10 protein-coding genes are annotated in these 12,015 nt (G+C 61.9%); 3 read left to right on the forward strand and 7 right to left on the reverse strand.

Going from position 1 to position 12,015, the window contains the following annotated elements; translation table 11 throughout:
• Positions 1-56: 56 nt before the first annotated feature.
• From AB4N64_RS03900 to AB4N64_RS03925, 6 genes are all read right to left on the reverse strand, one after another.
• Positions 57-2,018, reverse strand: coding sequence for an acetyl/propionyl/methylcrotonyl-CoA carboxylase subunit alpha (locus AB4N64_RS03900; RefSeq protein ID WP_460122140.1), 1,962 nt, complete (start codon positions 2,016-2,018; stop codon positions 57-59).
• A gap of 120 nt (positions 2,019-2,138) precedes the next feature.
• A complete protein-coding gene (locus AB4N64_RS03905; protein ID WP_460122142.1) occupies positions 2,139-2,936 on the reverse strand; it encodes an enoyl-CoA hydratase/isomerase family protein in 798 nt (265 codons plus the stop codon).
• The gene (gene atuD, locus AB4N64_RS03910) at positions 2,933-4,090 is read right to left on the reverse strand and encodes a citronellyl-CoA dehydrogenase (protein WP_460122144.1); all 1,158 of its coding nucleotides are present in this window, start codon (positions 4,088-4,090) and stop codon (positions 2,933-2,935) included. Before atuD ends, AB4N64_RS03905 begins: the two co-directional genes overlap by 4 nt.
• Positions 4,091-4,114: 24 nt before the next feature.
• Positions 4,115-5,731 (reverse strand): geranyl-CoA carboxylase subunit beta, encoded by a 1,617-nt coding sequence (gene atuC / locus AB4N64_RS03915; protein ID WP_460122146.1) that lies wholly within the window; start codon positions 5,729-5,731, stop codon positions 4,115-4,117.
• A 3-nt stretch (positions 5,732-5,734) separates the two neighbouring features.
• On the reverse strand, positions 5,735-6,598 hold the full coding sequence (locus AB4N64_RS03920) for an SDR family oxidoreductase (RefSeq protein ID WP_460122148.1): 864 nt from the start codon (positions 6,596-6,598) through the stop codon (positions 5,735-5,737).
• 12 nt (positions 6,599-6,610) lie between these two features.
• Complete coding sequence (locus tag AB4N64_RS03925; RefSeq protein ID WP_460122150.1) at positions 6,611-8,401, reverse strand: acyclic terpene utilization AtuA family protein; 1,791 nt, start codon at positions 8,399-8,401, stop codon at positions 6,611-6,613.
• Positions 8,402-8,576: 175 nt separating this feature from the next.
• On the opposite strand from AB4N64_RS03925, the gene AB4N64_RS03930 reads away from it, so the two are divergent.
• From AB4N64_RS03930 to AB4N64_RS03940, 3 genes are all read left to right on the forward strand, one after another.
• Positions 8,577-9,203, forward strand: a complete 627-nt coding sequence (locus AB4N64_RS03930) for a TetR/AcrR family transcriptional regulator (protein ID WP_460122152.1) — start codon at positions 8,577-8,579, stop codon at positions 9,201-9,203.
• 85 nt (positions 9,204-9,288) lie between these two features.
• Entirely contained in the window at positions 9,289-10,083 is a 795-nt protein-coding gene (locus AB4N64_RS03935) for a substrate-binding periplasmic protein (protein WP_460122154.1), read from the forward strand.
• A gap of 78 nt (positions 10,084-10,161) precedes the next feature.
• Positions 10,162-11,166 carry a GNAT family N-acetyltransferase gene (locus AB4N64_RS03940; protein ID WP_460122156.1) on the forward strand — a complete coding sequence of 335 codons (1,005 nt, stop codon included), beginning with the start codon at positions 10,162-10,164 and terminating at the stop codon, positions 11,164-11,166.
• A gap of 112 nt (positions 11,167-11,278) precedes the next feature.
• On the opposite strand, the gene AB4N64_RS03945 is transcribed toward AB4N64_RS03940, so the two are convergent.
• Positions 11,279-11,821, reverse strand: a complete 543-nt coding sequence (locus tag AB4N64_RS03945; RefSeq protein ID WP_460122158.1) for an RNA polymerase factor sigma-70 — start codon at positions 11,819-11,821, stop codon at positions 11,279-11,281.
• Positions 11,822-12,015: the final 194 nt, after the last annotated feature.

The raw sequence follows: 12,015 nt of genomic DNA on the forward strand, positions 1-12,015 counted from the left end.
TATCCGCGTGCTGATGGGCTTGAGCGTAGCCAAAGCCAGCGCATCCGCCTAGCGGCTTATTCGACCTCCAACAAAATCTGACGATTTTTGACCTGATCGCCGACCCGGACCTGCAAGCGCTTGAGCACCCCATCGATGCCTGCTTTCAGCGGATGCTCCATTTTCATGGCCTCCAGCACCACCAGCAGTTGGCCCTTGCTGACCGGACTGCCTTCCGTGACCAGCACGTCGACGATCGCCCCGTCCATGGGTGCCTTGAGCGTCCCGGAGCTGGCGCTGACCTGACTGCTGACCGGCGCCTGGGTTCGATCCACCAGGCGCAGGCTGCCGGCGCGAGAAAACAGCCAGAGTTCGCCACCTTCAAGCCGGTAGGCGCGTCGCTGGCGGATGCCGTCGATATCCAGGGTGGCCCGGTGTCCATCGCACTGGATCACGCTGACTTCGAGAGTCCGGTCGGCAACTTGAACCCGGTAGGGCTCGCCTGGCTCTGCGTTGAGTTGAACCGGCCAGTCCTGATCTTCGACACAGATGCGGTAGTGCAGTGGCACACTGGCGTTATTGCGCCAGCCAGACTGCGCGGCGGTGTGGGCTTGTGCCGAGGACTGATAGAACAATGCTGCCGCCGTCGCCAGTTCTTCGGCACCGGGGGCATAGGCATGCAGGCACGGGTGGTCGGCGAAATGGGTTGGTATGAATCCGGTACTGAACGTGCCGCTGACGAATTGCGGGTGGTCCAGAAGGCTGGCGAGCAAGCGCTGGTTGCTCGGCAGGCCCAGCAGCACGCAGTCCTGCACGGCCCGTAGTAACTTGCGCCGCGCCTCTTCACGGGTGGCTCCATGGGCGATGATCTTGCCCAGCATCGGATCGTAGAACGGGCTGACCTGCTGCCCTTCAATCAGGCCATGATCGATGCGTACGCCAACTTGCAGTGCTGGCTCCCAGCCGACGACGCGGCCGGTCTGCGGCAGGAAACCCTGGGTCGGGTCTTCGGCGTAAAGGCGCACCTCCATGGCGTGGCCGCTGAGTTGCACCTGCTCCTGGCGCAGCGGCAGTGGCAGTCCCTGGGCGACGTGCAATTGCCAGGCAACCAGGTCCAGGCCAGTGATCAGTTCGGTGACCGGATGCTCTACCTGCAACCGGGTATTCATCTCCAGGAAGTAGAACTGCCCGCGTGCGTCCAGCAGGAACTCCACGGTGCCGGCGCCTACATAGTTCACCGCCCGTCCCGCCTTGAGGGCCGCTTCGCCCATGGCCTGGCGCAGTTCGGCGGTCATGACCGGGCAGGGCGCTTCCTCGATGACCTTCTGGTGGCGGCGTTGAATCGAACAGTCACGCTCACCCAGGTAAATCAGGTTGCCGTGCTGATCGCCGAACACTTGCACCTCAACGTGGCGCGGATCGATCAGCGCCTGTTCGAGGATCAATTCATCGCTGCCAAAACCATTCAGGGCTTCGGAGCGCGCGGTGCGCACCTGCGCAAGCAGGTCGGCGGCATCGTGTACTAATCGCATGCCTCGCCCACCGCCGCCGGCACTGGCCTTGATCATCAGCGGAAAACCGATGTGGTCGGCTTCGCGGCTGAGCCTGGCATCGTCCTGCTCGGCGCCCTGGTAACCCTTGATGCAGGGGACGCCAGCCTCGATCATGGCCAGTTTCGACAGGCGTTTGCTGCCCATCAGTTCGATGGCCTCGGGGCTCGGGCCGATGAAGGTCAGGCCGGCCTGCTGGCACGCGCGGGCGAAATCGGCGTTTTCCGAGAGAAAGCCGTAGCCGGGGTGAATCGCGTCGGCACCGCTGCGGCGGGCGGCGTCGAGGATGGTCGCGATGTTCAGATAGGATTGTTGCACCGGGGCCGGGCCGATGTTGACGGCCTCGTCGGCCATTTGCACATGCAGGGCATCGGCGTCTGCGTCGCTGAACACGGCGACGGTGCGATAACCCAGGGATTGGGCGGTGCGCTGGATGCGGCAGGCGATTTCACCGCGGTTGGCGATGAGGATTTTGTTGAATCCGGGCATGGTTTTTATTCCCCTGATTTTGGCGGTGAATGTGCGGGCCTCATCGCGAGCAAGCTCGCTCCTACAGGTATTTGGAGCACCCGAAATCCCTGTAGGAGCGAGCTTGCTCGCGATGCTCTTTCAGGAAGCCCACCCCGGCTTACGTTTTTGCACGAAGGCCACGGTCCCCTCGGTCCCTTCCGCCCCGCTCACTGCTTCACTGAACCACTCGGCCGCCTGATCCAACAGCTCCTCCGAGGGCTGCGCCACACTGGCCAACAACAATTGTTTGGTCAGCGCATTCGCCCCTGGCGCGCAGCACAGCACATGGGCCAACACTTCATCGAGGCGCTCGGCCAACGCTTGCGCATCCTGCTCGACAAAGTGCACCAGGCCCATGCGATGTGCCTGAATGCCATCGAAGCGCGCTGCCGTCAGCGCCAGGCGGCGGGCCTGGGTCAAGCCGATCCGCTGGACCACGAACGGCGCTATCTGCGCAGGGATCAGGCCGAGGCTGGTTTCCGGCAGGCCGAATTGAGCCTGGTGATCGGCCATCGCCACATCGCTGACGCAAGCCAGACCAAAGCCGCCACCGAGCACAGCGCCTTGCAGAACCGTGACCACCACCTGCGGCGCATGCTGAACTTCCTGCAGCAGCGCGCCGAACGTGCGGTTCAACTCGCGGTAGGCGCTGGCGCCCTGGCCCCGGGCACCGGCCATGTCCTTGATGTCGCCACCGGCGCAGAAATGCCCGCCGGCACCGCCGATCACCAGGGCGCGAACGCCCCTGTCATCGCGCACGGCCGCCAGCACCGACCGTAGTTCGGCGACCATTTGCAAGCTCATGGCGTTGCGGCATTCCGGGCGGTTGAGGGTGATGTGCAGCACGCCGTTATGCGGCTCAAGCGACAGCGTCTGACAAACCGGCAGGGTGCTCATTTCTTTTTCCCCGGCAGGATGCCCATGAGTTTGCAGATGATCCCCAGCATGATTTCGTCAGCCCCGCCACCGATGGAAACCAGGCGCACATCGCGATAGGCTCGAGACACCGGGTTTTCCCACATGAATCCCATGCCGCCCCAGTATTGCAGGCAACTGTCGGTGACTTCGCGACCCAGGCGCCCGGCCTTGAGCTTGGCCATGGACGCCAGGCGCGTCACGTCCTGGCCTTTGATGTATTGCTCGGTGGCCTGATAGACCAGCGCGCGCAGGCATTCGATCTCGGTTTGCAGTTCGGCCAGGCGGAAGTGAATCACCTGGTTGTCGATCAGTGCGCTGCCGAACGTCTTGCGCTCCTTGCAGTACTCGATGGTGCTGTCGACGCAGTACTCCAGGCCCTTGATCATGTTCGCCGCCCCGAACAGGCGTTCCTCCTGGAATTGCAGCATCTGCATCATGAACCCTGCGCCTTCATGGCCGATGCGGTTGCGCTGCGGTACGCGCACGTTGTCGAAAAACACCTGGGCGGTTTCCGAGCTGCGCATGCCGAGCTTGTCCAGGTGCGAGCTGAGGCTGATGCCGGGGGTGTCCATCGGCACCATGATCAACGACTTGTTGATGTGGGGCTTGTCGTCGGAGGTATTGGCCAACAGGCAGATGAAGTCGGCGCTGGGCGAATTGGTGATCCACATCTTGCTGCCGTTGATCACGTAATCGTCGCCGTCCTTGCGAGCGGTGGTTTTCAAGCCGGCCACGTCGGAGCCGGCACCCACTTCCGACACGCCGATGCAACCGACCTGTTCGCCGCTGATGGCTGGCCGCAGGAACTGCTCACGCAACTCATCGGAGCCGAACCGTGCCAGTGCCGGCGTGCACATGTCGGTCTGCACGCCGATGGACATGGGGATTCCGCCACAATGAATGGTGCCGAACTCTTCGGCGGCCACGATCGAATAGCTGTAGTCGAGCCCCATGCCGCCGAATTTTTCCGGTTTGGAAATGCCGAGCAGACCAAGCTCACCCGCCTTGCGGAATATCTCGTGGATCGGAAAACGCCCGGCCTTTTCCCACGCCTCCACGTGCGGGTTGATCTCGTGATCGACGAATTGGCGGACGGTACGGCGCAGTGCTTCGTGTTCCTGGGTGAAGATCATTTTTATTGTTCTCCTCTGGCCGGTTCAGAACCGGGCTACGCCAAAACTGTTTGTTTGCAGCGGTCGCGTGTCCGCCTCATGACAGATGTCCAGCAAATAACCAAGCAGGGTGCGGGTGTCGCGGGGGTCGATCAGGCCGTCGTCCCACAGGCTGGCGCTGCCGTACAGCGCGGTGGACTGGCTGTCGAGTTTCTGCGCGGTGACCTGCTCCAGCATGTCGAGCATTTTCGGATCGGGCGTCAGTCCGTCCTTGAGCTGTTTGGCTTCGGTGACGATACGCAGCACTTTGCCGGCCTGGGCGCCGCCCATCACGGAGGTACGGCTGTTGGGCCAGGCAAAGATGAAGCGCGGATCCAGGCCGCGGCCACACATGGCGTAGTTGCCGGCGCCGTAGGAGCCACCGACGACGATGGTCAGTTTAGGCACCCGCGCGTTGGCCACGGCCTGGATCATCTTGGCGCCATGCTTGATCACGCCTTGCTGTTCCGACTCGGTGCCGACCATGAAGCCGGTGGTGTTGTGGAAGAACAGCAGGGGCGTGCGGCTCTGGTCGCACAATTGAATGAATTGCGCAGCCTTGCTGGCTCCCTTGGGTGTGATCGGGCCGTTGTTGCCAATGAAGCCGCAAGCGCGCCCCTCGATATGCAGATGACCGCAGACGGTTTGCTGATCGAACTCGCCCTTGAACTCGAGGAAGTTTGAGCCATCGGCGATCCGAGCGATGATTTCGCGCACGTCGTAGGGCTTTTTCGGGTCATCGGGAATCAGCCCGAGCAATTCGTCGATGGGGTAGCGCGGGGTTTCAAAGCGACGTTCGGGTGACCACGGCAACTGATCGTTCCATGACAGCATCCGGACAATCTCGCGAGCCTGGCGCACGGCATCGGCATCGTTCTCAGCCAGGTACTCGGCGGTGCCGGCGGTTTGCGCGTGCATCTCGGCGCCACCCAGTTCTTCATCGGTGGCGACTTCACCGGTGGCCGCCTTGAGCAATGGCGGCCCGGCGAGAAACAGCTTGGCCTTCCCACGCACCACCACGACGTAGTCCGATAAGCCCGGCTGATAGGCGCCGCCCGCCGTGGCCGAGCCGTGGACCACAGTGATCTGCGGCAAACCCATGGCGGACATCCGTGCCTGATTGGCAAAACTGCGTGCACCTTCGACGAAAATTTCCGTCGCATAATTGAGGTTGGCGCCACCGCTTTCAGCGAGGGTAATCACCGGCAGTTTGTTTTCCACGGCAATTTGTTGCAGGCGCAGGGATTTTTTCAGGCCGCTGGGGGAAATCGTCCCCCCCTTGATCGCGCTGTTGTTGGCGATGACCAGTGCCCGGGTGCCGGACACGTAGCCAATGCCCGCGATCAGGCCGCCACCCGCCGAACTGCCGTCCTTGTCGTCATGCAACTTGTAGCCGGCGAGGCTGGCCAGTTCGAGAAACGGCGCGCCAGGGTCGAGCAACAGGTTGAGGCGCTCGCGGGGCAACAACTGCCCGCGCTTGTCGAATTTCGGCTTGGCTTGGGCAGCCTTGTCCAGAAGGTTCTGTTCCAACCGGCGGATGTGTTCGACTGCGGCCAGCATGGCCGCACGGTTGTGAGCGAACGCCTCGCTCTGCGGGTCGATCTGCGACTCGATCACTGGCATGGCTTAGTCCTTGAGCACGTCGGGGAGGTAGGCGCGGTGAAAGCCGTTGTAGGATTCGCTGTTGGTCGCCTTGTGGATCGGCCATGCGCGTCCTCCCAGGCTGGCGGCACCGTCGATGCGCAAGGTGCTACCGCTGACGAAGGCGGCGGCGGGGCTGAGCAGGAACACGATCGCTGCGCTGACCTCCGATTCAGTGCCAATGCGCTTGAGCGGTACGTGTTCGCGCAGGGTCGGTATTACCGCCTTGAACGCACCTTCGTAGGTGTCCATGCCGGTGGAAGCGATCCAGCCTGGCGCCACGGCATTGACCCGCACTCCGGCGTAACCCCATTCGAACGCGGCGGTCTTGGTCAGGTTATCCATGCCTGAACGCGCCGCGCCCGAGTGCCCCATGCCGGGCATGCCGCCCCACATGTCGGCGAGCATGTTGACGATGGCGCCGCCGTGTTTACTCATCGATTGGTTGAACACTTCGCGGGCCATCAGGAATCCGCCCACCAGGTTGGTGCGCATCACCGTTTCGAAACCCTTCTGGTTGATCGCCGCCAGCGTCGACGGAAACTGGCCGCCGGCGTTGTTGACCAGGCCATGAATCGGCCCGTGTTGCCGGATCAGTTCGCTGACCAGATGCTTGACCGCTTCTTCGTCGCGGATGTCGCACGCCTGCCAATCGGCGCGACCGCCATCCTCGGCAATTTCGGCCGCCACGGTCTTGAGCTTATCGGCCTTGCGCCCCACCAGCAGCACATGAGCGCCGAGGGCCGCCAGTTCATGGGCGGTGCAGCGACCGATACCGCTGCCGCCACCGGTGACGATGATGGTTTGGCCGGCAAACAGGTCGGCTTTGAAAATTGAATCGTAGGCCACGGCGGCGGTCCTCTAGTTGAACTGATCGGCGATGTATTGCGGTACCGGAATCTGGATGTCCAGCAGTTGTTGCGCGAAAGCCTTGCCCTGCGGGTCGATGCGCAGGCTGGCCACGCCACCTCCGCCGAGGGCGTTTTCCAGGAGAAAATTGAGGCTGTGGGTCGCGGGCAGGTACCAGCGTTCGACGCGCCCGTGGACCGGATCAAGCACGTGACTCATCCAGTCGACGAGCACTGCCGGGGTCAGGGCTTCAGCGATCCATGGCAGGTAATCCGGCTCGCGGGCGATGACCCCGATGTTGCTGTGGTTGCCCTTGTCGCCGGAGCGCGCAACCGCCAGTTTGACCAGCGCCACACTGGCATCGGCTCGTCCTGAGGGTTTGGGCGCTTCGAATGGCCGGGGCAGGTCGGTGGTGGCGAGGGTGTCGAGGGCGGGCAGGGCGCAGGGGTGACGTTGACCGTCGATGTCGATCTGCAGGGTGCAGGCGCTTTTGTCGATCAGGAACGAGAACAGTCGGATCACCGGATACACCGTCGGCCGACCACCGACGATGCCTGTCAGTCCCGGCGCCATGCCGGTGGCGGCCTGGGCGATTTCCCGGGAGAAGGTGACCAGCGCCTTTTTATCCGGGTGGCGTACGGCGATTTTGATCACCACTTCGCGGCTGTCCTGGCGTTGGCCATGGGGCCCGTAAGTCGCCTCGCTGCCCAGCAGTTCGATATTGACCTCGCTGTAAGGCGCCCAACCGCGCTGGCGGAAGATGTCGCAAGTTTTGTTAATGATCGCTTCGCTGACCCGTCGCGCCTTGTCGACCGCATCGATCCCGGCGATCAGGCAACTGGCGGTGCAGCGAAAACCGTCCGGGTAGGTGGCGCTGACCTTGTACTGATCGGAAGGCGCCAGCCCCTTGGCGCCGTGCACCCGGACCGCGTTGCGGCCTTGCTGCACCAGCTTCACCTCGGTGAAATCGCAGACCACGTCGGGTAGCAGGTAAGCCTGCGGGTTGCCGATTTCGTAGAGCATCTGTTCGCCGACGGTCAGCGGAGTGACCAGGCCGCCGGAGCCTTCGGGCTTACTGACGACAAATTGGCCGTCGGCGCTGACTTCAACGATGGGGAAACCGATGTGTTCGTAATCGGGTACGTCGCGCCAGTCGGTAAAATTGCCACCGGTGCACTGCGCGCCGCATTCGATGATATGGCCGGCGAGGGCGGCCTGGGCGAGCTTGTCGTAGTCGTGCCAGGACCAGCCGAATTCATGTACCAGCGCGGCGCTGACCACGGCGCTGTCGACCACGCGACCGGTGATCACGATGTCCGCGCCAAGGTGCAGGGCTTCGACTATGCCCGGCGCACCGAGGTAGGCGTTGGTAGAAACGCATGACGCGGGCAGGGGGGCGCCGCTGAACATTTCCTCGAGCCCAAGATGGCTCAACTGCTTCAATTGCGGTTGCAGGTCATCGCCCAACAGCACGGCGATTTTCAGCGCGACGCCAGCCTTGTCGCACGCGGCTTGCAGTGCTGCAGCGCACGCCTGTGGGTTGACTCCGCCGGCATTGCTGATAACGCGAATTTTCTGTTCGGCGAGTTTTCCCAGCAGGGGGCTGAGCACTTCGATGAAGTCGCCGGCGTAGCCGGCCTGGGGATCTTTAAGCCGCGCGCCGGCCATGATCGACAGGGTGATTTCCGCCAGATAATCGAAAACCAGGTAGTCCAGGCTCCCGCCCTCCACCAATTGCGCGGCGGCAGTCGAGGTGTCGCCCCAGAACGCGCTGGCGCAACCGATGCGAACAGTTTCAGGCACAGACCTTTCCATAGTCACCTCCATCGAACGTGTATGGAGACTACCAAGCAAGCGCTTGGTTTGTAAATGGCCTTTGATATCTTATTCCCAAGCGCTTGCTTGGTTGCCTGTGCCAGCTTAAATTGCCGACGAACCCCGCTGTTTTATTGATGGACTCGACTGTAGGAGAGAACGGGTGGATGAGCAAAAAGCCCTGAAGGTCATGCGCGAACTGGTTGAGAGCAACCAGTTGACGGACCCGGAAAGTGCCCGCGGCAAACTGCTGCAAGTGGCGGCCCATCTGTTTCGCAACAAGGGATTCGAACGCACCACAGTGCGCGATCTGGCCGGTGCCGTGGGCATCCAGTCGGGGAGCATTTTTCATCACTTCAAAAGCAAGGACGAGATCCTGCGGGCAGTGATGGAAGAAACCGTTCGCTACAACACCGCCTTGATGCGCGCCGCCATTGCCGATGCCGGCAGTGTGCGTGATCGGGTGCTGGCGCTGATTCGCTGCGAGCTGCAGTCGATCATGGGCGGCAGCGGCGAGGCCATGGCGGTGCTGGTCTACGAATGGCGCTCGCTGTCGGAAGACGGGCAAGCCAAGGTGCTGGCGTTGCGCGACGTCTATGAGGAACTGTGGCTTCAAGTGCTGGGGGAGGCCAAGGACGCCGGCTTCATCCGTGGTGATGTGTTCATCACGCGGCGTTTCATGACGGGTGCGTTGTCCTGGACCACGACCTGGTTTCGCCCCGGTGGCAGCCTGAGCCTGGACCAATTGGCTGAAGAAGCCTTGATTCTGGTGTTGGCAGAGCAACAATAGTTTGCACAGGACGGCTGGAACTGGCTAAGTGATTGAAACCGCCTTGGCTTGAATGGATTGATGTTTTTTGGGAGTGGGTCGTTTGATGTCTTCGCCAACCAGGACGGCCTCACGGCTTCTGCTCGCAGCGCTTTGCGCACTTTGGATGTTGCCGTCCCCGGCTGCACAACTGGTGCGGGTCGGTGCCGCGCATTTCCCCCCGTACACCGTACGGCCGGAGTCCGGCGCCGACACCGGTCTGTTGCCGCAGTTGGTCGAGGCGCTCAACGCCTCGCAAAAGGACTACCAATTTGTGTTGGTGCCCACGTCCATCCCGCGCCGCTTCGGTGACTTCAAGCAGGGCCGGGTGGACATGGCGATTTTCGAGAACCCGGATTGGGGCTGGCAAGACATCCCGCACACCAGCGTCGACATGGGCCTCGAAGACGCCGAAATCTTCGTCGCGCAACGCCTTCCCGATCGTCAGCAGGACTATTTCGCCGAACTGGCGGGCAAGCGCCTGGCACTGTTCAGCGGTTACCACTACGAGTTTTCCAACTTCAATGCCGACCCGAAATTCCTTGCGCAACACTTCAACGCCACGCTGACCTACTCCCACGACAGTAACCTGCTGATGGTGCTGCGCGGACGCGCGGACATCGCGCTGGTGACGCGCTCGTACCTGAGCGATTACCTGTTGCGCAACGAAAAGGTCGGCGATCAGTTGCTGGTGTCCGAGCGTATCGACCAGATCTATCATCACTACGCCATTCTGCGTCCGGCGGCGCCGATCAGCGGCGAGGCATTTGCCAGGTTGCTGCAAGGTTTGCGCGACAACGGCCAGATGCTGAGGATTTTCGATCCGTACAAGATCGCGGTGGTGCCGGTTCCCGGCAATTGATCGCGCCCATCTGCTAAATTTTCCCCGCTGGCTCACGTCACCTCGTTGAACTGTCGACGATTAACGTGAGCCCGACTTATGCCCGATCTGAATGACCTGACCGCCCTGGCGCTCCCAACGGGCCAGCGCCTTGTCGCGCAAGCAGGCGAAAATCGCCTGAGCCTGAACCTGGACACGCAGCCGTTGGTCGCCTTGCACCTCAACCGTGAGCCCGACCTGCAATTGCGCGTCGAGTCGCGCTGTGACACTCAGGCCATATGGGCGGCGAGTTATTGGCTATTTGCCCGCGATCCTGGCTGCCAGCATCTGACCTGGCACCTCGATGAAGTGCCGGCCCAGGCCTTGCTCAGCGGATTGCTGGTGCCGAGCGATGCCGCCAACCAGTACCGTTGCGAGCGCACCTTGTTCTGGCAATTGCCGCAGCCCTGGCTGGGTAGCTCGCTCACCGGCAGCTATCCACAGCACAGGGTGATCAGCAGCGGCAAGCGTCATCCATTGCGGCCGGTGAAACCGCGCGGCGAAGTCTACCGCCGTTTCGACTCACGGCTGGGGGTGTGGATTTCCCTGCGAACCGTGGACATCGAGCAGGATCTTGCGCGGTTCAACCGTTGGCAGAACAGCGCGCGGGTGGCCAGTTTCTGGCAGGAAGAGGGCAGTCTCGAGCATCATCGTGAGTACCTGGGCAAGCTCGCTGCCGACCCTCACACCGTGACGCTCATTGGCTGTTTCGACGATGAGCCGTTTGGGTATTTCGAAGCCTACTGGGCGAAAGAGGATCGCATCGCGCCATTTTACGAGGCGGGCGATTATGACCGTGGCATTCACATGCTGGTTGGCGAGGAGCACCATCGCGGCCCGCACAAGGTGGCAAGCTGGCTATCGGCGTTGACGCATTATCTGTTTCTCGACGACCCGCGCACACAACGACTGGTCGCCGAGCCACGGGCCGACAACGCGAAGATGATCGGCTACATGCAGGACCAGCGTTTTTATTGCGAGAAAGAGTTCGACTTCCCGCACAAGCGTGCGGCGTTGATGGTGTTGGGGCGGGAGCGGTTTTTTACGCGGTGTAGTTTGGCTTGAAACCATGCGCTGATCTTGAGTCAGTCTTCGCGGGCAAGCCCGCTCCCACCGGGGGCTTCGGTGTTCACAGAGCCTGTGGGAGCGGGCTTGCCCGCGATGAGGTCGATGAGGTCTAGCGCCGAACAGCCGCCCGACTCCCCGACACCTTGCGGCAATGCACCAGCGCATCGCGAATCATGAAGTTCACCAGGGTCGGCGACACACCGAGTTCCTTGGCGATGTCCTTTTGCGGCACCCCGTGCAGGCGGTACATCTCGAAGGCATAGCGGGTGCGGGTCGGCAGCTCCGTCAGTGCGTCGGCGATGTTTTCCAGGGTCGAGAAATTGATGTGCGAAGTTTCCGGCGAAGCGCCTTGAATCACCACGTTCAGTCCCTCCTCTTCCGGCCCGGAATACTTCAGCTCCAATGCCTGTTTGCGGTAATGATCGATGGCCAGGTTGCGCACGATCTGGAACAGGTAGCTGAGTTGAGCCTTGATCGAGGAGGTGATCGGCGGCGCTGATTGGAGGCGGAAGAATGCGTCTTGAACCACATCTTCGGCACGCGACCGGCAGCCGGTAATGCGTGCGGCGATCTTGACCAGTATCAGTCGGTTGTCGACGAATGCCTGAAGTAGCGGTGAATCGCACGTGCTTGTCGATACTTGTTCCGTCATGGAAATCACCTTGCTGCGGATGGGGTCATGGGACGGCAGGCGGGTGCATGTGGGGCCGTCCGACATATCGAGCGACAAATTATTCTTAATGATAATGATTGTCAAATGAGAAAGAGAAACAATGCATAACGGCGGTGCAAGAGTGAGACTTGCGACACACTGCCGCACCCAGCCAGGGCGCACTTCCATGGATT

This window comes from Pseudomonas sp. S2_C03 (genome assembly GCF_054668405.1).